Raw genomic sequence first — 22,076 nt, forward strand, 5'->3', positions numbered from 1 at the left:
TGTTATTGACCTGTAAATCGGAACGTTTCGTACACGCTCCAAGAACCGTTTTCGAGTTCATACAGCAGAGCCATCTTAGTGACATCTTCTTGGAAACGGATATCCTCCATCTTCAATCGTTCGAGAACGTCGAATAATTCGACATCGGATAAGTCCTGACCGATTGTGATGTGAGGTAAGAAATCATACTTGGGTGTGTGACTCAGGTCACCCGTGTGCAAGGCTTGATGTAATTGTTCCAATTCATCCGTCGGCATGACTTTTAAAAATAAGACATTATTCGTCGGGTGGAAAGAACGAGCTCCTTGAATGTGAAGTGAAACTGGTTTCGTTTGCTCTGCTACTTTGTTGAGAGCGGCTACGATGGAATCAAGTTCGGTATCATCAATATTGATCCGTTCCCGCATCGTAATGTGTGGTGTAATCAACGCATACTTGGAATCGTACCGTTTGCGGTATGAATTCGCAAAATCCTGAATTCGTTTCGATGGAAACAAAACTACCCCGATGTTCATCGAAAATCCCCTACTTTCCCCTGAAATGATAACGCTTTACAGGATAATCATGACGGATTATCCGCGTGATGTCAAAGAAGTTTGAGGGGAGAGGAGCAATCCGTGTATACTTGTGAAGAACTTTGTCAGAGAGGTGGATTTTGTCATGAAAGAAAAAGCACATTCCAAAGAAGTAAAACAAGCAGCAATCGATAAGCTGCATGAGCGGGGCGTCACGATTCACGCGATCGCTGAAATCGTGTATCAAATGCAAGCACCGTACACGATTGAACTGACGCTTGAAACATGTGTCAGTTCTGTGGAACGCGTTCTCGAAAAACGGGAGTTGCAACATGCGATTCTTGTTGGGGCAGAACTCGATATTTTAGCCGAAAAAGGACTGTTGTCTGAACCGCTTTTATCCATCATTCGCAGTGATGAAGGTTTGTTTGGCGTGGACGAGACGATTGCGATCGGAGCCGTCAATACGTACGGATCGATTGCCGTCACAACATTTGGTTATTTGGATAAGGCCAAGGTCGGAATTATTAAAGAACTTGATACGAAGGTCGATGACGGACGTGTCAATACGTTCATGGATGATATCGTTGCCGCAATCGCTGCCAATGCGTCCGGTCGTCTCGCGCACCGATTACGTGATAAAGAAGACTATTCGGCAGAAGAACTTGAACAACGGAAAGGGACGTATTGATGAAATTAAATCGAAAAGCATTAGTCGCTTCAGGCATTGCGTTCATCATTTTCATAGGAATCGCCATCTCGATCCGATTGACGGGATATTTTTTGTTTGATGCGCAACTGTCGAACCGTATGTCGAAACAAGTACCGGCTGACTATGTCAGTTGGTTCACACAATTAGGCTCGGGAGTAGGGGCTGTGACGGTGACCGTTCTGTTGACTGCCATCAGTTATTACTTGTGGCGTGACCGTGTGGGGAGTATTTGGTATCTGTCAAACTTTTTGGCAGTGGCTGTTCTCAATCAAGTCGCTAAAGTGATTTTTGTCCGGGATCGTCCGTCACTCAATGAGTTGGTCGGCGGAGTCGGCTACAGTTTTCCGAGCGGTCATTCTTCGATGGCTTTCGCGGTATACGGTGGTTTTTTGATTCTGAGTTGGCGATTTTTGAACCGGGCCGGGAAAGTCATTTTAGGTATCTTTCTTAGTCTGTTGATCTTGGCCATGGGATCGTCCCGTATCATTTTAAACGTTCATTACTTCTCAGATGTAGTCGGTGGTTTTTGTTTTGCTGCCTTCATCCTTTGTCTGTCCTATGCCTTTATTTCACCGCGACGTAAGCAAAAGGAGACGCATCATGTTACTACTTGATATCGATCACAGTCTGCTTTTTGATGAAGCCACGATGAAAAAGATTGCCGTTCCTACTTTATTGGTAGAACGAGTGGGAGAAGAAAAACGGTTTATGACGATGCGGACGCATTTACGATTAAAGCGTCTGGTCGAAAAAAACGGCTTGATTCCATTTACGAGTCGCACATTTGAGGTATTCCGGCAGTTGGAGTTGTTTCAAATCGATGCAAAGCCGAAATGGGCGATTCTCGAGAGCGGCAGGATTTTACTGAAGGACGGCAAACCGGATAAACGTTATGAAAACTGGTTGCGTCAACACGACGAAGAGGCTTCGCTTGAAACGGTACTCCGTTACCTGGAGGAAGTGGAGCAGTTGAGTTGGACGGTATATCCAGCGGAAGCGTGGACGGAACGGATCCGTCGTCCGCATCAGACGATTCGGCGGGAAGAAGACGAAGCAAAGATGCTGGATGATGTCTTTAAGCAGATGAAATTCTAATCTTAAGTAACATTTACCGAATGCGGACACTTGATAAAAGGTCCTATTCGGTTTTTTTGTCCGGTTTTGTTATGTGGACTACAAAAAAATGATTCCGATATGGTATCGGAATCATCCCAAAGCCGCCTGATCAGCGGAACTATTATAATGATAGGGTCTCCAGAAGAAGATGTCGTCAATCATCGATTGACCGTCAAATCATCGAACCAATATACACCGACTGTTTCCGACCCGGCATGTGTCAGGATAGATGGACCGAATTGTGTAATCTCGATCGAAATCTGAGGCAGTTTCGTCTGCAACAAATCACGTAATTGTTCGGCAGAAGACCGCGCCAGTGTATGGCCGATGTAGAGGGTCTGATTGTATAATCCGAACTGTTCGATTTTAGAAGCAATCTCGGATGACATTTCCTGAAAAGCTTTTTTGATGGAACGTACTTTCTTAAACGGAACGAGTTTACCGACCTCATCGAACTTAACGATCGGTTTAATGTTCAGCATGTTGGCAAGCAAAAACTGACTGCTCGACACACGGCCACTTCGACGCATCGTCTCCATATTGCCGATAATCAGATAAAAATGAGAATGGTGTTTGAACTGTTCCAAGACCTGCATGACTTCTTCCGGCTGTTTCCCGGCTTGTGCCATTTCGATCGAAAGACGTAACATATTTTGTTGGTTGGCAGCACCGGTATAGGAATCGATGGCATATAATTTAAAGCCGACAGCATCTGCAGCAGCGACAGAGCTGGCATAAGTACCGCTCAATCCGCTTGTGATGTGAACAGCGTACGCATAATCATAACCTTCTGCCTGCAAATGTTCGTAAAGTTCAACCAACTCACCAAACGAAGGCTGTGAAGTCGTCGGGATGACAGAAGAGCTTTCGCGCATTTTTTGATCCAATTGTTCGATCGACAAGTCAGTATATTCCCGATAGGACTCTCCGTTGATGATGATGACTGTTGGTACGACATGGACTCCGAGTTTTTCAGCTTCCCCGGGTGGGAAAAAGGCCATACTATCGGTAATCCAAGCAATCTTATCCATTAAAGCGACGCCTCCAGTAGAATTTCATTTTTTTAATCATACCATGCGATGAAAGCGGCATCACTAGCCAATCCGTTTTTCAGGAATAGAATCAGAAGAATCGTGTCTAATCGATGAACTGATGAAGAATATAATCAAAGCAGGCAGAAGCCAGGCCAGGCTTTTGTCGGATAACGGTAAGGCAGAATATACAGTAACTACCGGATCCGGCAAAACTTTTAATGTGTGGAGAGCAGTTAATAGCGAGAACAGGGCAGTAATCGATAAAGTGGCTCTGTACACAAACGACGGTTTTTTAAGCAATGAACGGATAAAGGTCAAACCAATCAATACGATGACAATAGGATAAAGGAACATTAAGACAGGTACCGCAATTGCCAGTAATGCATCAAGTCCGACAATGGAAATCAAGAAACCTAGAACGGTTGTGATTGTACCCGTGAGCGGAAGCGTGAGACGTGTCGAAAGCGACATCATATATTTTGAAAAAGCTGTGACAAGACCGACGGATGTCGTTAAACAAGCTAGCAAAATAGCAACTCCTAAAATCATCAAACCGATCGTGCCAAAAGTACTTTCGGCGTATTGTTGTAATAAGGAAGGGCCGTCGATCATCCCGACTGCTCCAAAGCTGTTTCGACCAATGAAACCAAGTCCGGTATAAACCAACGTCAATGATAATGCAGCAATCAATCCGGCTTGAGTCACAGTCTTCAATTGGACTTTTCGACTTTTTAAACCGCGAGCATGTAGCGTATACAGAACGATGACGCCAAATACAAGGGCGCCAAGAGCGTCGAGCGTCAAGTATCCTTGAAGAAATCCTTGGGTGAATGCATCTGTAAAACCATTGTACGAGGAATGAGGAGGTTGAACGGCCGATAATGGCTTTAAAATACTGCTGATGCTCAGTGTCGCGAGTGCCAAAAGTAACAACGGGGTGATGAAACGACCAATGATATCAAGAAGTTTACCCGGTTTGAGAACAAGATATAACGTGACTAAAAAGAAAAGAGAAGAAGAAATTAGTAGTGTCGTTTGACTAGGTCCATTCAAGAAAGGGACGACACCAAGTTCGTATGTGACGACGGAAGTCCGCGGAATTCCGAAAAAAGGGCCAATGGCGACATATAAGGCAAACGTCAATAGAGCTCCGACGAATTTTGGAAGTGGATTAGCAAGCGTGCTGATGCCCCCGCCGACCCATGCGACAGCAATTAATCCCGTCAGAGGTAACCCGACACCGGTAACGATGAAACCGAGCATTGCAGGGAAAAATTCTGTTCCAGCCAGAGCACCAAGTTCAGGAGGGAAAATTAAATTACCCGCACCAAAGAACAGTGCGAAAATCATAAAACCTAAAGCAAATATGTCTTTTTTACTCATAATATATCTTACCTCCTGTTTTTTTTACGTTATTCACTATATCATCGGATGCGAGATGATGAAAGAATTTTTAGAAAATTCATTTGTTTTCAAGGCTTATTTTTTGACTTCAACAAAAAAAGCCCACGACACGGTTAGAAAATCTCTAACGGTGACGTGAGCAACATCTTGCAGTGATAATGAAATAAAGGAGTAATTGGTTTTAGCTAGACGCCATGAAGCGACTCTTTTTTTGTCGTCTTAATTTATGGAGGAGCCAAGCGTGAACGACTTCGCACGATTGACGAGGGAGGGTCAGTTCCACGAGCGGTTCTTGTTTCTGACCACGGATAATGAATAATCCTGTTTCTTCATCAATAGGTGAGATAGTCATTGAGCTCGCTTCATTCAATGATACCTTCAGTTCGCCGGTTGTCGCATCCTTCAATTTCAGGATGTTTCCGTTCGTTGCAAACTTGGTGAATGAACCGATACCGTTCACTTTTAACTGATCCATGCTAAATTCCTCCTTCGGTTGATACAGACTTAAATTAAATCATCAGAAAATCAGTTCCAACTTCTAACTTCCAAAAGGTTAATCTCATTATAACGAAGTCTGCAGCAGATACCAGTCTAAATTTATGTGAAAATTCCAACAAATTAGTAACGATATTGTCATATAGAGGATTATGCAAAAAACGAGCAAAAATAGCAGTTTGAAAAATATGAAAAAACTATCCTGTTATTAAGTCATAAATAGGATTGGGATCATTGTAACTCCAAACTCCAGCTTTTTTTGCGGTGGATCAACTCGCCGCGCAAGACGATGGATTCTTTTTTTGTTTCCAGGTCTTCTTTCAGGACATGCATGTCTTCATATCGACCGGCGATATAAACTGGAATGGTCGTTTGACGTGTGAACATCGATTGCCGTGTATGCGTGAAATCAATTAAGATTCCTTCTTGCAGCAATTGCCGAAGATTAATGATGATTTCAGCTGTAAGTGGTGAGGCAGTCGGGATGCGGAGTTCCCGGCGGATTTTTTGTTGCAACAACGTTGACAGGACTTGTTCGATACTTGACCAATCTTTTAAATAAGCCGTTGCTTGTGTCCCGTTGTGCTCACTGAAATAGGCCCATTCATTGTCGACGGCAGTCATGAACGGACTGGGCATGCCGCGTTTCATATGCATTAAAAATAACAGCTCTGCGATTTCAACATCTGTGAGGATATCGAGAGAATGAGAAGAACGGATATCGATGGCATTCAGGGGAAAACGTTCGACATCGCTCGATTGAACGAATTGTTCTACTTCATGGGACTCGACATAATGAAAGGCGGTCCGAGAAGAATGTTTGACGGTTTTAAAAGCAGCTCCGGAAACGAGCAGAGCACTTTTAAAGCCAATCGACATGATAAAGTCTGCAAAAGTGACGCCGGACATCGTCAAACGGTTATTTTCGGCATCTTCATACAAATAAAGCAGGGAATTGGACATTGAAAAGCGACTTCCTTTCGTATCAGAACGTGAATAAGTTCAATAGTAGCAAAACTTCTCAGCAGCGAAAAGGGTATTTCCTTCTGAAAACGGGCATAATATAGAAAAGAGGTGATTGGGTATGTGGGGGTTGAGAAAACCATTCCCGGAACTAAAAACAGAACGGTTCATCCTGAGAGAATTGGAAAACAAAGATGCACGAGATTTATTCAAGATTCTGTCGGATGACGAGGTCATGTATTATTACGGCTCTGATCCGCTGGTCACGGTGTATGAAGCCAAAAATGTCATCAGTTATTTTAAAGAACAGTTTACTCAAGGAAAAGCGATCCGGTGGGCGATTGCCGATCAACAAACGAATCAATTGATTGGAACGATTGGATTTCATAATTGGTTGACCCAGTATCACCGGGCGGAAATCGGATTTGAAGTCAGCCAGGACTATTGGCAACAGGGTGTGGCTTCGGAAGCAGCACGAGCGGTCCTGACACACGGATTTGAAGATTTTGCTTTGCACCGGATCAGTGCTTTGGTTGCACCTGAAAACATTGCCTCCAATGCCTTGGTTCAAAAACTAGGTTTTCAGGCGGAAGGATTACTTGAAGATTATGCTTACAGTCATGGACGATTCATGGATTTAACGATATACCGAATGCTTGCATCGGAATGGAAAGGATGACTAGTTGAATGTCAAAACAACCACTTGTTTTATTACACGGTTTTGCTGGAGGAACAGATTATTTTAGTCGGGTTGAAGCGAGACTGCGCTTGTCATTTGATGTACTCGTACTTGCTTTACCGGGGCATGAAGGACAATCGGTCGGTCCTGATACAATTGAAGGATTTGCTTCATGGGTGATGGATGATCTGGAACGAAGAGGTATCGAACGCCCCATTTTGATCGGTCATTCATTCGGGGGTTACATCGTCTCATCGATTGTCGAAACGTATTCGGAAAAAATCAGCGGATTTGGACTTGTCTATTCAACCGCTAAAGCAGATACAGACGACGCTAAACAAAAAAGAAATCAAAATATCAGCCGGGTTCAGGGAATCGGCGTGCGGGAATTCGTTGACGGATTAGTGCCCGGGTTGTTTGCAGAAGGAACAGATGCGATGATCGTCTCAGAAGCAAAGGAAATCGGCTACATGATGACGGTCGAAGGAGCCATTCGGGCATTGACGGCGATGCGTGACCGAAGAGATTTGACACCGGTCTTAAGCCGGACGAGCGTTCCGGGAGTGATTATCCATGGTGAGAAGGATCCGTTAATTTCAGAAGACAGTGCGTTTGCACCTCAAAACGAGCGGATCATCAAGCGGTCGACGGACAGCAGCCACATGGGTATGCTCGAGACACCGGATGCATTTTGTGAGATTCTAGAAGAAGTTTTCTCGGAAGAACATGCGTAAACGCAGTCTTGCCGATAAGCGTTCACCGCGTGGTGGGCGCTTTCTTGCTTCTTTTCGACAGGATCTGAAAACAAAAGCGTATGCGTTGCATTTTGAAACGAATTTCTGAATGATAAAAGGGGGAGGGATTAAGATGAAGATTATAGCCATTGAACCAACACCAAGTCCGAACAATATGAAGGTCATCGTCGATGAAACGTTCTCGGAGAAGGGGCAAACGTTTGAACATGCATTCGGTGCACCGGACCACGTCGCAAAATTACTGGAGATTCCAGGCATTAAATCAGTGTATCAAGTCAGTGATTTTTTAGCTGTCGAACGGTTTCCGAAATATGATTGGCGAACGCTAGTCATCGAGATTCGCCGGTCGTTTGGTGAAGTACTCAGTGATGTCGAACGACATGAAACGGATGAGGCATTTGAGCCTGTTCATCTGTTTATTCAATTTATTTTAGGCGTACCGATGCAGCTAAAGGGAGTTAAAGGGTTAGAAGAAAAACGTCACGGATTACCCGACCGGTTCCGGGAAGCCGCACTATTCGTTCAGCCTTATGTCAAAAATGTCATCAGTGACCGCCGGTGGGTTGAACAGGCCCCGCGTTACGGTGATTTGGATGAAAGTCTGGAAGAAGCGGCCCAAGAAATTGAAGTCGCGTATCCACCAGAGCGGATTGACCGTTTAAAAACCATAGCTTCTGGAGAAGAAGTGACATTTGACGGACAAGCGTTAACTTCGTCCGATTGGAAACAGCGTTTTGCAGCGCTTGACGAACTGCCAATCGAACTGGACTGGGTTCCAGCCTATGCGAAGATGCTTCAGGATGAAAAGATGCAAATCAGAAGACAAGCCGTCGTCAAACTTGGCATGTTCGAAGAAAATCGATTGGAACTATTGGACTATATTACGAATGCCTTGCATGATCCTTCAAGCAGTGTCCGGCGAACCGCCGGAGATACGATTTCCGACTGGGCCTTGCCGGAGGCAGAAGTAATGATGATGGAAGCTTTAACGGATAAAAATAAACTGGTCCGTTGGCGTGCGGCACGCTTTTTATTTGATGTCGGAACGGAACAATCGATTCCACGCCTAAAAGAAGCCGTGCAAGATAAGGAATATGAAGTCGCGCTTCAGGCGGAACTCGCACTGGCCCGGATTGAAAGTGGGGAAGAAGCACTAGGTACGGTTTGGCAACAAATGAATCGAATGTCAGGTGAAAGTTCATAAGAACCTCAAATAAACGGTGTGTGAAGAACCATTCGACAAAATAACAAGTAAGATGTCTAGGTATATTTTCCCTTCTAACTAAGAGATATGGGAAAAAATGAATATTATTTTGTAATGGTTTTGAAATGGAATTGAAATGTGTTGATAAAACGCCATTTTAAAGATGTATGCAGCAACTATCTCGATGTTCCAAAAAATGGTTGTATTTTTTGGAACAAAGTTTTGACACGAAATGTCGAACGAGAATTTTCCGGTGTTTTTTCTGTTTTGATAAAGTGAAATCACAATAACTGATTCGAATTCAAACAGCTATTCTGGTTTGACTGACATCTGACATAACAAAGGAGATTCGGGGATATGATACTTTTTGCTGAAACAGACTTAGCGGTAGGGTACAAAGAACGCACAGCTTCAGGAGTGTTCGTGACGATTGAGACAGTGGATAGCCGGACGATTACACTCGTGGCACCTGCAACGGCAACGGACGCTATTTGCGATGAATTGTTTGTGACGGGGATCGAACAATTATTTTCTCCATCAAAAATGACAGCAACGATTCCGGTTGCTTAATGTATGAATCGAAGAGGCAGGATGAGGGCGAACCTTATCCTGCCTCTTTTTTGTGCTAAAATTGTTAAGTGAGAAGAGAGGGGGCGTTGTTTTGAAATGGATTATACGGATATCGTGTGTATGTGTCCTGACGTTGATTTTAGCCGGGTGTAACCAGCAGGAACAGGAAAAGCCAGCGACACAAGACGATGCGGTACAACCGATTGAAATCAAGGTGTCCGGCAAACAGCTCGAATCCAATAAGGTTTTGGCTGTCGTGGAATTAAAGAATCCGAATGAGCAAGCATTGACTCTGACATTCCCGACATCCCAACGGTTTGAATTGAAAATCAAGGATGCGGATCAAAAAGTACTGTATACTTTTTCGCAAGAGCAGGTATTTACGCAAGCCATCGAACAAGAACAGTTTAAAGGATTGGAGACCAAACGGTACGAAGTAAAAGTCGAGCTTCCGGCTTCCAGTCATCCGACCCGGATTGAAGCGATGACCATCCGACAGGTGAAGGATCAATCGACGTCCATCACGAAAGCGGAAAGTGAGCTTTTGAACTAAGGAAGACATGATGAAAAATGAAGGAGTGTGACGGTTTCATGCAACAGGAAATCATTCAAGTGACCGGAGTTAAACCAGTCATTGATGCTGAAGAAGAGATTAAGCAACGCGTTCAATTCTTAAAAGAGTATCTTGTGCATACAGGAGCAAAAGGACTTGTTCTCGGAATCTCGGGAGGACAAGATTCTTCGTTAGCCGGTCGTCTTTGTCAAATCGCGGTTGAGGAGTTACGCAGTGAGACGAATCGCGATTATCAATTCTACGCTGTGCGATTACCGTATGGTCAACAACAAGATGAGTCGGATGCGCAACTGGCCCTGTCCTTCATCCGTCCGGATCATGCGTTACGAGTGGATATCAAGCCAGCCGTCGCTGCTTCCATGGCTTCTTTTGAACAAGCGACAGGAGACGTCTTGTCTGATTTTAGTAAAGGAAATACAAAAGCGCGGGAACGGATGAAAGTACAGTATGATATAGCGGCCCATTACGGCTGTCTCGTCGTCGGAACCGATCATGCAGCTGAATTCGTGACCGGGTTTTATACGAAACACGGGGACGGAGCTTGTGATTTGACGCCATTGACCGGTTTGAACAAGCGACAGGGGAAACAACTGTTACGTCAATTACAGGCACCTGAAGGACTGATTGAAAAGGTACCGACAGCTGATCTAGAAGATAATCAGCCGGGATTGCCGGACGAACAGGCACTCGGCATGACGTACAATGAAATCGATGACTACTTGGAGGGGAAAACCATCTCCGCTGAAAGTCAGGCTAAACTCGAAGCTCAGTATAAACGGGTTGGCCATAAACACCATATGCCGGTTTCACCCCTGGATACGTGGTGGAAATAAAGAATGACTTGCAGACGACAGCTGAAAGAGCTGTCGTTTTTTTCGTCTGAAAAGCGGGAAAAGAGTTAAAACAAACCATTGAGTAAGAGAGCCGGACTGGAGGGAACAGAATGGAATCGATAGCAGTCGTCGGTGGTGGACTGGCAGGATTATCCGTTGCTGCCTTGCTTGCGAAACAAGGGAAACAGGTGCAACTGTATGATGCCGCGATGTTAGGCGGCAGAGCGACCTCACAACGCATTAAAGGTTATACGTTCAATTACGGGGCGCATGCGATATACGGGCGTGATCAGTCCGTCTTAAAGACGATCATAAAAAATCTGAAATTAGAGATTACCTGGCTGGACTTTTCTTCGGCAAAAGCAAAATATGAATTTTCCGGTCATTTAACGGCTGCTCCGGCTAATGCAATTGGTCTCTTAAAAACAGAAGTGATAGGCGGAACGGATAAACTTCGTTTTACATGGGAAGTCGTGAAAACCGTTCTCCGGCTTGAAACAGGGGAGCCGGAGTTGTCAATTGGTCAATGGTTGATACGGGAAAAAACGGAGGAAGATGTGTCCCGTCTGATGCTTGATCTGGCCTCCAGCAATTTTTTTACGACCGAACCGGAAAATATTCCGTCAGTCGTCTATTTTGACTATTACCGTAAACTCTTTCGGACACGAAAACCGGTTTCTTATATCGCCGGAGGATGGCAAGTTTTAATTGATGAACTGGAACGGGTCATCCAAGAACAAGGCGGAACCATCCATCGGAAAACTAAAATCACGGCGATTGAAGAACATGAACAAGGATATCAGTTACGTGACCGGAAAAAGACGGAATGGATTGTGAACCGGGTTGTCCTGGCGCTTCCTCCCCGGGACATGCGGAAACTGGCATTGCCGACATCCGTTCAATCCTTCATCGAACCTTTTGCGCAGTACGAACCGGTGGAAGTTCTTGTATACGACGTCGGGATCAGTCCATATCTCAAAACACCGTTTTCATATGTGTACGACCGTACGCATCAACTGTTCGTAACGGATTTATCCCATTATGATTCGAGTATTGCACCGAAAGACGGTCAAGTCTTACAGGTTGTTGCTTACCTTGCCCACCCGGAAGTCGGAAATCCGGATTATCTGGCGGAAAAGGTCCGACACATTCACCGGCTCCTTGATCAACATTATCCGTCATGGCAGGAGCGTCTGGTCGTCGAGCGGACGATGAAACGGGCAATCGTTCAAGAAATCAAATGGAAGATGGGGCAAAGCGGCTTACCTAATTTTATGCAGGACGGACCAAAGGAGACGATGGCGTTTGTCGGGGATTGGTGTGAAGGGGAAGGGCAGTTATCGGAGTTATCCTTCTCGAGCGCGTTGAACGTGGCGGCAACTTGGAAATAAAAAAAACGCTCATTGAGCGTTTTTTTGTTTTGGATAAAAAGCGAGGATGACCAATAAAGTGAACGCAATCAAACTCATCATCGGAATCGTCAGGAAGCCAAAATAATTAACCCATTTGATGAGACAACCGTTCGTACAGAGCGCTTCTCCGTCCGGTAATCGTTCGAGTACGACGTGGTAAGCCGCGACTGCGAACCCGAGTAATGTATACAAGCGAAGGAAAAATCCGTCGACCGGACGATTGCGGAACAAGGATACGAACAGGTAGATGGCGGTCGTATACATGAACAGACGTTGCCACCAACATAATGGACAAGGAATGAATCCCCGGACCTCACTGAAATACAGACTGCCTAAAGTAGCGACCGTTGAGACGATCAACATAAAATGATACCGTGACATATGTACCTTCCTCTCTAACGTGTTAAACTAATGCCATCTTATATCATGAGGAGTCGAATCATACATTGCAAGTGTCGGAAATGGAAATGTTGATTACGTTGTCAGAAGAGTTGAACATGAGACGGGCAGCCGAACGTCTTTTTGTATCGCAGCCTGCCCTCAGCCAACGTTTGGTCGCAATCGAGCGGCGCTGGGCAACCAAGCTGTTCATTCGTTCATCCCGTGGGCTGAGTATTACTCCGCAAGGCGAAAAAGTCATCGGTCTCGCCAAGGAGATGAACCGGAAAGAACTGGAGCTTAAAAGTGAATTGACGGCAGAAGAGGGAGCCGTTTACGGGACACTTCGGATTGCAGTCGCGTCCATTATGGGACAATACTGGCTTCCCCGTGTTCTGAAACGATTTGTCGAACGGTATCCGCATGTCCGTGTCCAATTGGTCACAGGGTGGTCAAGTGAAATGATGCGTCATATGCTGGAAGAACATTTTCACATCGGCATCATCCGCGGAAATCCCGATTGGAAAGGCGTGAAGGAACGGCTGTTTTCCGATCCGCTGTATTTAGTCGACAGTGAACTGACGTCGCTCGAGCAGTTGCGGAAGACAGAACGTCCTTTTATCCAGTTCAAGAGCGATTCGACCTATTATCAGGAAATTTTAGAATGGTGGCAGGATCGTTTTTCGAGTCCGCCGGCTCGGACGCTCGTCGTCGACCAGATTGAAACGTGTAAACAGATGGCACTTCACGGGATTGGTTTTGCCATCTTGCCGGAATCGACGATCCATGAAGCGAGTGAAGTGATGCAGATTCCGCTCAAAACGTCATCCGGTAAAATTTTAAAGCGGGACACGTGGATTCTATCAACGGAGTCGATGCTTGAATTAAAACAAGTCCAAGCGTTTTGGGACATTGTCAAAGAAGAAGGAGGAAGTCAGTCAGATGGAATACGCAATTGAAATGCGCCGAGAACTTCATAAAATACCGGAACCTGGTTTTAAGGAGTTTAAAACGCAAGCATTTATCCTTGATCAAATCCGATCATACCCGGAAGATCGGGTCAGTTACGATACATTCGAAACAGGAGTATTTGTCCGTGTGAAAGGATTAACCGGAAATCGGACGATTGGATACCGGGCGGATATCGACGGATTACCGATTGAAGAAGCAACGGGACTGCCATTTTGTTCCGAGCATCCGGGGTTCATGCACGCCTGCGGCCATGATGTACATGCATCGATTGCCCTCGGTCTGTTACGCCGAATCGTTGAACTGCCGGTCATGGATGATGTCGTTTTCCTGTTCCAACCAGCTGAAGAAGGTCCGGGTGGGGCAGAACCGATGATTAAAAGTCCGCTGTTTGAAAAATATCGTCCGAGTGAGATGTATGGTCTGCATGTCGCACCGGAGTATCCGGTCGGAACGATTGCCAGCCGTCCGGGTGTCTTGTTTGCGAGTGCACGGGAAGTTCATATCACGATTTATGGACAGAGCGGTCATGCTGCGTTCCCCCATTTGACGATTGATACAGTCGTTGCGCAGGCAGCGTTAATCATGCAGCTGCAGACGATTGTCAGCCGCTCGATCAATCCGATGAACTGCAGTGTCATCACGATCGGGAAAGTAGATGCAGGAATTCGGGAGAATGTCATTGCCGGTCGGGCGTTACTTGACGGAACGATGCGGGCGCTTAACGGAACAGATATGGAAAAGTTAGAGCAACGTGTCCGGGATATCATCCGCGGCATCGAAGCTTCATTCGGCGTCAAAATCGATCTGCAGTTCGGAAATCGGTATTATGAAGTCGTCAACGATCAACGCGTCGTTGATAAATTCTCATCCTTCGTCAAAATGAATGCGAATTACATTGAGTGTGATGCTGCCATGACGGGAGAAGATTTTGGTTTCATGTTAAAAGAAATTCCCGGCATGATGTTTTGGCTCGGGGTGAATAATGCAACGTCCGGATTACATCAACCGACCTTGAATCCGGACGAAGAAGCCATCCCCTTCATCATCAATTTACTGGATCATTATTTCCGCGAATACGTCTAAATAAAAGACGTGACAATCGGCCCTTTATTCATGAAAAAATGGATAAAGGGCTTTCATTTTATAGAAGAGAACAGTTTTCGAACGTTTTGTGAAATAAATCACGAGTATATGTGAACAATTTGTTACATCAAACATTTAAAACAGACACAAATGATTATGTTCTCTATGATACGGATATAAACAATATATAGAAGTACGTCTAGAAAGAGGGGGCTATACACATGTTCAATGATCCAGTCATGCTCAGTCGATTATTGACAGGGCTCACATTAGCATTCCACATCATCTTTGCGACGATTGGGGTAGGGGTTCCATTGATGGTACTCGCAGCTGAGTACATCGGTATTAAACGAAAAGATTCAGACTATATTCTTTTGGCACGTCGCTGGACGCGCGGTTATATCGTAACTGTAGCGGTAGGTGTCGTAACAGGAACAGCGATTGGTCTACAATTGTCGCTCTTATGGCCTTCCTTGATGCAAGTAGCCGGTCAAACGATTGCCTTACCGTTGTTCATGGAAACTTTCGCCTTCTTCTTTGAAGCGATTTTCCTCGGTATTTATCTCTACACATGGGACCGGTTTAAAAATCCATGGTTACACTGGTTAATCGGGATTCCCGTCGTCATCGGGGCGACATTATCTGCTTTCTTCATCACGACGGTCAACTCATTCATGAACTCGCCGGAAGGATTCAAAATCGTTAACGGAACGTTGACGCAAATCGAACCGTTGAAAGCGATGTTCAACACGGCGACACCAACGAAAGCAACGCACGTCATCGTATCCGCTTACTTGACGGTTGCCTTCATCTTGGCAGCAATCGCAGCGTTTCATCTGTTGCGCAAGAAAACTTTGTCGGCGGCAGAAACGGCTTATCACAAAAAAGCACTTCGCTTAACCGTCATGGCCGGCTTAATCTTTGCCTTCTCGACAGCATTGGTCGGTGATTTCTCCGGGAAATACCTGGCGAAATACCAACCTGAAAAACTCGCAGCGGCAGAATGGCATTTTGAAACGACAAACGAAGCCGAATTGATTTTCGGTGGTATTTTGGATGAACAGGCGGACGGCAGCTATGAAATTAAAGGTGCTGTCAAGATTCCGTATGCTTTATCCATTCTCGCAGGGGGAGCACCGGATACAGAGGTCATCGGTTTGAATGAATTCGCCAAAGAAGATCAGGCACCTCTGTTTGTCCACTATTTCTTCGATATCATGGTATCGATTGGCATGTACCTGGCTGCCATCTCAGCCTTGTTCATCTTGGCATTCCGACTCAAAAAGTTGAACCCGTACAACAAATGGTTACTGCGCGGTATTTTCATCGGTGGACCGCTTGCCATCGTCTCGATCGAAGCAGGATGGATGTATGCGGAAATCGGACGTCAGCCTTGGACGCTCTATGGTATTATGAGAACGGCTGATGCAGCGACGACTTCGACGGCTGTCGGACCGATGTTGATTTTATTCAGTTTACTTTATCTGTTGCTCGGAACGATTTGTACAGTCGTCTTGCTCCGGATGTTTAAAAATAATCCAGTCGGCAAAGAACTCGCGGACGATCATCACACACGTGGTGAAGCGATGTTTGCGGACGACAACAAATAAGGAGGGAACGAGTTGGACATTCAAACACTTGGAATAACCGTACTTTGGACGTTCCTTTATGGATATCTCATCGTTGCCTCAATTGACTTCGGTGCCGGTTTTTACGCGTTTTATTCAAAATATACGAAACGGGATCATCTGACGAACCGTTTGATTCTCCGTTATCTTTCTCCGGTCTGGGAAGTGACGAACGTCTTCTTCGTCTTCTTCTTCGTCGGACTTGTCGGATTCTTTCCGGATACGGCATATTATTACGGAACAGCTTTACTTGTTCCGGCTTCGATCGTGTTGGTATTGATTGCAATTCGCGGTAGCTTTTACGCATTTGCCAACTATGGTTCGAACGACAGCATGTTCTATACGTTCTTATACGGTGCGACAGGATTGCTGATTCCGGCAGCGATGTCGACGACACTGACAATCAGTCAGGGCGGTTTTATCCGGAAAACAAATGAGACAGTCGAATTCCTTGGGACGAAGCTGTTCACGAACTTTTATTCTTGGACGGTCGTTGCGCTTGCCATCGTATCGGTTCTTTATATCAGCGCGATGTTCCTGTTGTTCTATGCGGATAAAGCAAAGGATGAGAATGCAACACCATTGATTCGGAAATGGGCATTGTTCTGGAGTATTCCGACAATTGTTGTCTGTGCATTAGTCTTCTTCGGACTGAAGAATCAGGCAGCGTGGCATTATGAAAATATTTTAAACGGCAACTGGTGGTGGTTCGCAGCAAGTTTCCTATTCTTCTGCGTTGCTGTCACACTTGTTTACTTGAAGAAAAACTACGGAATTGCTTTCATCGCCGTGATGGCGCAATACGGTGTTGCCTGGTTCGGATACGGATACACACACCTTCCGTACATTCTTTATCCGTACATCGATATCAATAAAGCGGTCGTTAACGAAACGATGGCTACGGCACTTGTCGTCGTCTTCATCTTCGGACTGATGTTATTGATTCCTGCACTGTATTTGATTTTACGGTTGTTCCTGTTTGACAACGATTATGTCAGCGGGAAAAAAGCAAAATAAGCAGAACGTCTATCACGTAATCAGTTCGAGGCTGACTCAAAAGTCGGTTTCTCCAAAGAAAAGGGCGGCAGATTCAATTCTGCCGCCCTTTTCTCGTTTAATGTAGAACTCACGTACTTACGAGACTCCTACAGGAAATGGCGTGAAAGATCAAATGATTTCTTTTGGAGTCGGCCCCTTTTTTTGATCAGATTTGTCGGTCGTTTTAAGGTGGGGAGAACCGAAAACTGTATTGTAAAAGCGTTCATAGTAATTTAGAAGTGAATCGGGTACACTACTACTGAAGCAGAAATGTGAAGGAGAGTTGAACATGAATGGAGAGTTTGCGGTAATCGGTTTAGGGCGTTTCGGGGGATCGATTGTTCGAGAGTTGTCGAAAAACGGATATGATGTTTTGGCGATTGATTCGGATGAAGAACGTGTGAATGAATATATGGGGATTGCGACGCATTCCGTCATTGCAGATACGACGGATGAGAACGTTCTAAAGAGTCTCGGAATCCGTAATTTTGATCATGTCATCGTTGCGATCGGGGAAAACATCCAAGCATCGATTTTGACGACTTTAATTTTAAAAGAACTGGGTGTCCAGTCGATTACGGTCAAGGCGACGAATGATTACCATGAAAAAGTGTTGCGTAAAATTGGTGCGGACTTCATCGTCCACCCCGAGCGGGACATGGGGGTCCGGATTGCCAACGGATTGATGAGTTCGAATATTTTAGATTATCTCGATTTATCACAAGAATTCTCGATTGTCGAAATCAAAGTCAGTGACCGGATGGCGAACCAGACTTTGATTGATCTGGATTTACGAAGCAAGTACGGTGCGAACGTTGTTGCCATCAAGCGAGGCGAGAACGTCATGATTTCCTTACAAGCGGATGAATTGATCGAAAAAGGGGATTACCTCGTCGTCATTGGAGAAAACGATGACTTGGACCGCTTGGAGCGCGCCATTCATAAAGTGAAAAATTAATATCAAAAAAGGCTGAGGAATGATTCCTCGGCCTTTTGAGTAGTTAAATGAGTTGAAATTCCTTGAGACCGTGTTCGATGCCGTCTTCGAGAATATGTTTAGTGACGAAATCGGCGGCTGCTTTTGTTTCTGCAAGACCATTGCCCATCGCGATGCCGGTTCCGACATAACGCAACATTTCTAAATCATTTAACGCATCTCCGAAAGCAAACGTATCTTCGCGCCGGATGTTGGTCAGCTTCAGAAATTGTTTGATGCCGTCCGCTTTGGATGAACCGACATTAATGACGTCCATTGCGTTCGGATGCCAGCGGATGAAGTCGAAGGCCTGATAGTTCTGAGTGTACTCAGCTTCTTCTTCAGCAGTACAATAGACAAGCGTCTGGAAGACATCATGTGTCGTAAACGCCTGGTCATTAAAAGCCGGTAAAGGAATATCCAGTTCGCCAAGTGACTCTTGGACTAACTGATCCGACGGTTTCGTTGAAAACCCCTGTGTTTCACCTAGATAAACAAGCGTATGACCATTTTTATGGGCCCGCTCTGTCAAATGCTTAAGATCTGCAATCGGTTGCGGACGTCTGTAAATGACCTCGTTCTGATGCACGACGATTTGACCATTGTACCCAATGATCGTATCGATATTGAGTAATTCGCGGACACCGGATAACATCGCCGGACCGCGTCCGGTTGCGATAGCTACATAGACACCATTTGCTTGTAATTGTTTAATTGCCTGTTTGGTCGACTCGGGAACAAAATGACCATCGTGAAGTAAGGTTCCATCGATATCGAAAAAGACGACTTTCTGATTTGCCATGGTTTCACCTTCTCTTTTTAATTGGCTGTTCAGCCGGATACATGTGGAATTATAGCACAGCGTTAACGTTTACGCCGACCTTGGATTAGGAATAGGATGAAAAAATAGTAGGATATCGTGTATACTAATCTAAGGACAAAAAACAATGGACTGATAAGGAGTTGCTAAACATGATTTTTAAAGTATTTTATCAACCGCTTCGTTCAGAAGCCCCGGTACGGGAACGGACAGAAGTGATGTATGTTGAGGGAGAGAACATTCGTGAAGTGCGAACAGCGATTGACCACCTCATCAAAGAAATTAACGTCGAATTCATCCGTGAGTTAAGCGGCGAATTCCTTGAATATGAAAAACTAAGCCCAGACTATAAGGTTGAAACGTTCGCATGAAGTTCGTTAAAAACCATCAAGCAGCCGTTTTCGCACTCGGCGGCTTAGGAGAGATCGGGAAGAACACATACGTCGTTCAATTTCAGGATGAGATCATCGTCATCGATGCCGGTGTCATGTTCCCTGAAGATGAACTGCTTGGAATCGACTATGTCATTCCAGATTACACATACTTGATCAAAAACAAGGACAAGGTAAAAGGTGTCTTCATCACTCACGGTCACGAAGACCACATCGGGGGATTGCCGTTTTTACTCAAACAAGTCAACTTACCGATTTATGCCGGAAAGATTGCACTTGGTCTCATTAAAGTAAAACTCGAAGAACACGGTTTATTGCGGACGGCCGAGTTGCATGAAATTGATGAAGATTCAATCATCAAATTCCGGAAGACGAGTATTTCATTTTTCCGGACGACTCACTCGATTCCAAACTCGTTCGGAGTTGTCGTCAAGACACCACAAGGTAACATCGTCCATACCGGCGACTTTAAGTTCGATTTTACACCCGTTGGAGAACCGGCTGATTTAACAAAAATGGCGGAACTCGGCAAGGAAGGTGTTCTCTGTCTATTGTCTGACTCGACGAATGCCGAGATTGAAGGCTTTACGATGAGTGAACGTGTCGTCGGAGATACGATTTCAAACATCTTCCGTAAAGCAGAGGGGCGGATCATCTTCGCGACTTTTGCCTCGAACATCTATCGCTTGCAACAAGTTGTCAATGCATCAGTCGAAGCCGGACGCAAAATCGTCGTCTTCGGTCGGAGCATGGATAAAGTCATGATGATTGGTCAGGAGCTTGATTTCATCAAAGCACCAAAGGGCACAATCATTGAACCGAACGAGATGAAACGGTACAAGTCAAATGAACTGACGATTCTTTGTACAGGTTCGCAAGGGGAGCCGATGGCAGCCCTTAGCCGGATCGCCAACGGAACACACCGTCAGATTTCCATCATTCCGGATGATTTGGTCATCTTCTCGTCTTCTCCGATTCCAGGAAACGTTGTTTCCGTCGGGAAAACGATTAACCAATTGTATAAAGCCGGTGCAGATGTCATGTACGGTAAATTGAATGACATCCATACATCAGGTCACGGCAGCCAACAGGAACAGTTGTTGATGCTCCGTCTCTTGCAACCTAAATACTTCATGCCAATCCACGGAGAGTACCGCATGTTGAAAAAACACATGTCACTTGCGATGGATGCCGGTGTGCCGGAAGAAAACTGTTTCGTCATGGACAACGGTGAAGTTCTGGCACTCGATGCCAATGCAGCCGCCATTACGGGTAAAATCCAAGCGAATGCCGTCTATGTAGATGGAAAAGGAATTGGAGATATTGGTAATATCGTCCTGCGTGACAGACGGATTCTTTCGGAAGAAGGACTGGTCGTCGTCGTTGTAACGCTCGATTCTAAAACGAATCGTCTTGTTTCAGGACCGGACATCATTTCACGCGGATTCGTATACATGCGTGAATCAGGTAACCTGATCAAGGATGCGGAACGTCTGTTGAAGCGTTCGCTTGAACAATCTTTAGCGAACCGAAACACAAAATGGACGGATATCAAACAAGTCATCAACGATACATTGACACCGTACCTGACTGAAAAAACACAACGTCATCCAATGATCATGCCGATCATCATGGAAGTATAAATAAAAAAGACATTTCCGTATTTTGGAAATGTCTTTTTTATTGCTTCATACTCATCAGAGAGACGAACCGTACTCTTTGAACGGTTCTTTCGGATCGATTCGATCGTAAAACATGATGCCGTCCAAATGATCGTATTCGTGTTGGCAAACGACGGCTTTTAATCCTTTTAATCTTAATTTTACAGGATTTCCGTTATGATCGATGCCAGACAGGGTAATACGCATATAGCGCGGTACATGACCTTCGACTTCCCGGTCAACGGACAAACAACCTTCTCCGCCGGCAAGATACGTTTGTTCAACGGAATGACTGACGATCTTAGGATTATAAATCCCAAACTCGAGAATGTCGTCCCCGTCTTGCAGGCGAATGGCAAACATTCGTTTATTGACTCCGATTTGTGGAGCCGCCAGTCCGATCCCGCTACGTAAATCATATTTTTCGGCTAATTCATCGTCTTGACTGTTGGCGAGATATTCCATCATCAGACGCATCGTTTCCTTATCTTCCTCACTGAGAGGGAAGGTAACGTCGACAGAACGTTCGTGAAGCGAAGGGACATCTTCCCGAACGATCTCATTCATGGTAATCATGAACAGCACCCCTTTCATCTAAAAAAATTATAGCATATCAAAGGAGGAATATTAATAACTAACACAGTTGTGAATTGATGAATAGTACAGAAGTAAAGGCGTTCTTTGTATGTGAGGTCATTCACAAGAACATCCGCTAAAAAAAATAAAACATTTCCTTTGATTTTATAGGCGTTACAGTTTTATACTTGTAACGTAATGAACAAGACATGCTTGCGTGTCTCTTCATGTTAATACAGTTTACTCAACTGGATAGGTACACAGATATATGTTCAAGAAAAGGTCA

General features: G+C 45.0%; 25 protein-coding genes. 17 read left to right on the top strand and 8 right to left on the bottom strand.

The features are described 5' to 3' along the window. Positions 1-2 precede the first annotated feature (2 nt). Positions 3-515: a YjcG family protein gene (locus N7U64_RS01415; protein ID WP_290827129.1), complete on the bottom strand. Its 513-nt coding sequence runs from the start codon at positions 513-515 to the stop codon at positions 3-5. 145 nt (positions 516-660) lie between these two features. Between N7U64_RS01415 and N7U64_RS01420 the strand changes: the two genes are divergently transcribed. From N7U64_RS01420 to N7U64_RS01430, 3 genes are read left to right on the top strand one after another with little or no spacing between them, the layout of a single operon-like run. Beyond that, positions 661-1,206: a phosphatidylglycerophosphatase A gene (locus N7U64_RS01420; protein WP_318928071.1), complete on the top strand. Its 546-nt coding sequence runs from the start codon at positions 661-663 to the stop codon at positions 1,204-1,206. Next, positions 1,206-1,841 carry a phosphatase PAP2 family protein gene (locus tag N7U64_RS01425; RefSeq protein ID WP_318928072.1) on the top strand — a complete coding sequence of 212 codons (636 nt, stop codon included), beginning with the start codon at positions 1,206-1,208 and terminating at the stop codon, positions 1,839-1,841. Before N7U64_RS01420 ends, N7U64_RS01425 begins: the two co-directional genes overlap by 1 nt. Beyond that, entirely contained in the window at positions 1,828-2,322 is a 495-nt protein-coding gene (locus N7U64_RS01430) for a hypothetical protein (protein WP_318928073.1), read from the top strand. The genes N7U64_RS01425 and N7U64_RS01430 overlap by 14 nt, the downstream gene beginning before the upstream one ends. A gap of 179 nt (positions 2,323-2,501) precedes the next feature. Here N7U64_RS01430 and N7U64_RS01435 read toward each other — a convergent pair whose 3' ends face one another. The 4 genes from N7U64_RS01435 to N7U64_RS01450 all read right to left on the bottom strand — a co-directional run bounded on the left by N7U64_RS01435 (position 2,502) and on the right by N7U64_RS01450 (position 6,239). Continuing rightward, positions 2,502-3,374, bottom strand: coding sequence for a DegV family protein (locus N7U64_RS01435; protein WP_012370902.1), 873 nt, complete (start codon positions 3,372-3,374; stop codon positions 2,502-2,504). Positions 3,375-3,437: 63 nt separating this feature from the next. Next, on the bottom strand, positions 3,438-4,760 hold the full coding sequence (gene brnQ, locus N7U64_RS01440) for a branched-chain amino acid transport system II carrier protein (RefSeq protein WP_318928075.1): 1,323 nt from the start codon (positions 4,758-4,760) through the stop codon (positions 3,438-3,440). A 202-nt stretch (positions 4,761-4,962) separates the two neighbouring features. Further along, positions 4,963-5,256 (bottom strand): hypothetical protein, encoded by a 294-nt coding sequence (locus N7U64_RS01445; protein ID WP_318928076.1) that lies wholly within the window; start codon positions 5,254-5,256, stop codon positions 4,963-4,965. A 251-nt stretch (positions 5,257-5,507) separates the two neighbouring features. Beyond that, positions 5,508-6,239: a hypothetical protein gene (locus N7U64_RS01450; protein ID WP_318928078.1), complete on the bottom strand. Its 732-nt coding sequence runs from the start codon at positions 6,237-6,239 to the stop codon at positions 5,508-5,510. A 121-nt stretch (positions 6,240-6,360) separates the two neighbouring features. Here N7U64_RS01450 and N7U64_RS01455 point away from each other — a divergent pair, with 121 nt between their 5' ends. From N7U64_RS01455 to N7U64_RS01485, 7 genes are all read left to right on the top strand, one after another. Beyond that, positions 6,361-6,918, top strand: a complete 558-nt coding sequence (locus tag N7U64_RS01455; protein WP_012370898.1) for a GNAT family N-acetyltransferase — start codon at positions 6,361-6,363, stop codon at positions 6,916-6,918. A gap of 8 nt (positions 6,919-6,926) precedes the next feature. Then, positions 6,927-7,652 carry an alpha/beta hydrolase gene (locus N7U64_RS01460; protein ID WP_318928081.1) on the top strand — a complete coding sequence of 242 codons (726 nt, stop codon included), beginning with the start codon at positions 6,927-6,929 and terminating at the stop codon, positions 7,650-7,652. Between the two features lie 133 nt (positions 7,653-7,785). Further along, a complete protein-coding gene (locus N7U64_RS01465) occupies positions 7,786-8,877 on the top strand; it encodes a virulence factor (protein ID WP_318928084.1) in 1,092 nt (363 codons plus the stop codon). A 357-nt stretch (positions 8,878-9,234) separates the two neighbouring features. Further along, a complete protein-coding gene (locus N7U64_RS01470; RefSeq protein WP_012370895.1) occupies positions 9,235-9,447 on the top strand; it encodes a hypothetical protein in 213 nt (70 codons plus the stop codon). Between the two features lie 91 nt (positions 9,448-9,538). Beyond that, positions 9,539-10,000 carry a BsuPI-related putative proteinase inhibitor gene (locus N7U64_RS01475; RefSeq protein ID WP_318928085.1) on the top strand — a complete coding sequence of 154 codons (462 nt, stop codon included), beginning with the start codon at positions 9,539-9,541 and terminating at the stop codon, positions 9,998-10,000. Between the two features lie 38 nt (positions 10,001-10,038). Next, complete coding sequence (nadE, locus tag N7U64_RS01480; protein WP_012370893.1) at positions 10,039-10,854, top strand: ammonia-dependent NAD(+) synthetase; 816 nt, start codon at positions 10,039-10,041, stop codon at positions 10,852-10,854. Positions 10,855-10,964: 110 nt separating this feature from the next. Further along, positions 10,965-12,245, top strand: a complete 1,281-nt coding sequence (locus tag N7U64_RS01485) for a protoporphyrinogen/coproporphyrinogen oxidase (RefSeq protein WP_318928087.1) — start codon at positions 10,965-10,967, stop codon at positions 12,243-12,245. A gap of 9 nt (positions 12,246-12,254) precedes the next feature. On the opposite strand, the gene N7U64_RS01490 is transcribed toward N7U64_RS01485, so the two are convergent. Further along, a complete protein-coding gene (locus tag N7U64_RS01490; RefSeq protein WP_318928089.1) occupies positions 12,255-12,647 on the bottom strand; it encodes a disulfide bond formation protein B in 393 nt (130 codons plus the stop codon). Positions 12,648-12,712: 65 nt separating this feature from the next. On the opposite strand from N7U64_RS01490, the gene N7U64_RS01495 reads away from it, so the two are divergent. The 5 genes from N7U64_RS01495 to N7U64_RS01515 all read left to right on the top strand — a co-directional run bounded on the left by N7U64_RS01495 (position 12,713) and on the right by N7U64_RS01515 (position 18,323). Beyond that, the gene (locus N7U64_RS01495; protein WP_012370890.1) at positions 12,713-13,603 is read left to right on the top strand and encodes a LysR family transcriptional regulator; all 891 of its coding nucleotides are present in this window, start codon (positions 12,713-12,715) and stop codon (positions 13,601-13,603) included. Next, on the top strand, positions 13,587-14,699 hold the full coding sequence (locus N7U64_RS01500) for an N-acetyldiaminopimelate deacetylase (RefSeq protein WP_318928093.1): 1,113 nt from the start codon (positions 13,587-13,589) through the stop codon (positions 14,697-14,699). Before N7U64_RS01495 ends, N7U64_RS01500 begins: the two co-directional genes overlap by 17 nt. A gap of 221 nt (positions 14,700-14,920) precedes the next feature. Further along, positions 14,921-16,309 (top strand): cytochrome ubiquinol oxidase subunit I, encoded by a 1,389-nt coding sequence (locus N7U64_RS01505; protein WP_012370888.1) that lies wholly within the window; start codon positions 14,921-14,923, stop codon positions 16,307-16,309. Between the two features lie 12 nt (positions 16,310-16,321). Beyond that, positions 16,322-17,344 (top strand): cytochrome d ubiquinol oxidase subunit II, encoded by a 1,023-nt coding sequence (locus N7U64_RS01510; protein WP_012370887.1) that lies wholly within the window; start codon positions 16,322-16,324, stop codon positions 17,342-17,344. Positions 17,345-17,654: 310 nt separating this feature from the next. After that, positions 17,655-18,323, top strand: a complete 669-nt coding sequence (locus tag N7U64_RS01515; RefSeq protein WP_012370886.1) for a potassium channel family protein — start codon at positions 17,655-17,657, stop codon at positions 18,321-18,323. 43 nt (positions 18,324-18,366) lie between these two features. Here N7U64_RS01515 and N7U64_RS01520 read toward each other — a convergent pair whose 3' ends face one another. Beyond that, complete coding sequence (locus N7U64_RS01520) at positions 18,367-19,143, bottom strand: Cof-type HAD-IIB family hydrolase (protein WP_012370885.1); 777 nt, start codon at positions 19,141-19,143, stop codon at positions 18,367-18,369. 170 nt (positions 19,144-19,313) lie between these two features. On the opposite strand from N7U64_RS01520, the gene N7U64_RS01525 reads away from it, so the two are divergent. Beyond that, on the top strand, positions 19,314-19,532 hold the full coding sequence (locus N7U64_RS01525; RefSeq protein ID WP_012370884.1) for a DNA-dependent RNA polymerase subunit epsilon: 219 nt from the start codon (positions 19,314-19,316) through the stop codon (positions 19,530-19,532). Beyond that, on the top strand, positions 19,529-21,196 hold the full coding sequence (gene rnjA / locus N7U64_RS01530; RefSeq protein ID WP_012370883.1) for a ribonuclease J1: 1,668 nt from the start codon (positions 19,529-19,531) through the stop codon (positions 21,194-21,196). The genes N7U64_RS01525 and rnjA overlap by 4 nt, the downstream gene beginning before the upstream one ends. A gap of 54 nt (positions 21,197-21,250) precedes the next feature. Here the strand turns inward: rnjA and def are convergent, their stop codons facing one another. Continuing rightward, the gene (def, locus tag N7U64_RS01535; RefSeq protein WP_012370882.1) at positions 21,251-21,790 is read right to left on the bottom strand and encodes a peptide deformylase; all 540 of its coding nucleotides are present in this window, start codon (positions 21,788-21,790) and stop codon (positions 21,251-21,253) included. Between the last annotated feature and the right edge of the window lie 286 nt (positions 21,791-22,076).

Source organism: Exiguobacterium sp. K1, assembly GCF_033721435.1.
In the GTDB taxonomy this organism is placed as follows: domain Bacteria; phylum Bacillota; class Bacilli; order Exiguobacteriales; family Exiguobacteriaceae; genus Exiguobacterium_A; species Exiguobacterium_A artemiae.

Coding starts and splice junctions, on each gene's coding strand:
- N7U64_RS01485 (WP_318928087.1), top strand. CDS start 10,965: ATGGAATCGATAGCAGTCGTCGGTGGTGGACTGGCAGGATTATCCGTT.
- N7U64_RS01525 (WP_012370884.1), top strand. CDS start 19,314: ATGATTTTTAAAGTATTTTATCAACCGCTTCGTTCAGAAGCCCCGGTA.
- N7U64_RS01455 (WP_012370898.1), top strand. CDS start 6,361: ATGTGGGGGTTGAGAAAACCATTCCCGGAACTAAAAACAGAACGGTTC.
- N7U64_RS01505 (WP_012370888.1), top strand. CDS start 14,921: ATGTTCAATGATCCAGTCATGCTCAGTCGATTATTGACAGGGCTCACA.
- N7U64_RS01470 (WP_012370895.1), top strand. CDS start 9,235: ATGATACTTTTTGCTGAAACAGACTTAGCGGTAGGGTACAAAGAACGC.
- N7U64_RS01415 (WP_290827129.1), bottom strand. CDS start 515: ATGAACATCGGGGTAGTTTTGTTTCCATCGAAACGAATTCAGGATTTT.
- N7U64_RS01425 (WP_318928072.1), top strand. CDS start 1,206: ATGAAATTAAATCGAAAAGCATTAGTCGCTTCAGGCATTGCGTTCATC.
- N7U64_RS01465 (WP_318928084.1), top strand. CDS start 7,786: ATGAAGATTATAGCCATTGAACCAACACCAAGTCCGAACAATATGAAG.
- N7U64_RS01430 (WP_318928073.1), top strand. CDS start 1,828: ATGTTACTACTTGATATCGATCACAGTCTGCTTTTTGATGAAGCCACG.
- N7U64_RS01450 (WP_318928078.1), bottom strand. CDS start 6,239: ATGTCCAATTCCCTGCTTTATTTGTATGAAGATGCCGAAAATAACCGT.
- N7U64_RS01515 (WP_012370886.1), top strand. CDS start 17,655: ATGAATGGAGAGTTTGCGGTAATCGGTTTAGGGCGTTTCGGGGGATCG.
- N7U64_RS01520 (WP_012370885.1), bottom strand. CDS start 19,143: ATGGCAAATCAGAAAGTCGTCTTTTTCGATATCGATGGAACCTTACTT.
- brnQ (WP_318928075.1), bottom strand. CDS start 4,760: ATGAGTAAAAAAGACATATTTGCTTTAGGTTTTATGATTTTCGCACTG.
- N7U64_RS01490 (WP_318928089.1), bottom strand. CDS start 12,647: ATGTCACGGTATCATTTTATGTTGATCGTCTCAACGGTCGCTACTTTA.
- N7U64_RS01500 (WP_318928093.1), top strand. CDS start 13,587: ATGGAATACGCAATTGAAATGCGCCGAGAACTTCATAAAATACCGGAA.
- nadE (WP_012370893.1), top strand. CDS start 10,039: ATGCAACAGGAAATCATTCAAGTGACCGGAGTTAAACCAGTCATTGAT.
- def (WP_012370882.1), bottom strand. CDS start 21,790: ATGATTACCATGAATGAGATCGTTCGGGAAGATGTCCCTTCGCTTCAC.
- N7U64_RS01460 (WP_318928081.1), top strand. CDS start 6,927: ATGTCAAAACAACCACTTGTTTTATTACACGGTTTTGCTGGAGGAACA.
- rnjA (WP_012370883.1), top strand. CDS start 19,529: ATGAAGTTCGTTAAAAACCATCAAGCAGCCGTTTTCGCACTCGGCGGC.
- N7U64_RS01445 (WP_318928076.1), bottom strand. CDS start 5,256: ATGGATCAGTTAAAAGTGAACGGTATCGGTTCATTCACCAAGTTTGCA.
- N7U64_RS01420 (WP_318928071.1), top strand. CDS start 661: ATGAAAGAAAAAGCACATTCCAAAGAAGTAAAACAAGCAGCAATCGAT.
- N7U64_RS01435 (WP_012370902.1), bottom strand. CDS start 3,374: ATGGATAAGATTGCTTGGATTACCGATAGTATGGCCTTTTTCCCACCC.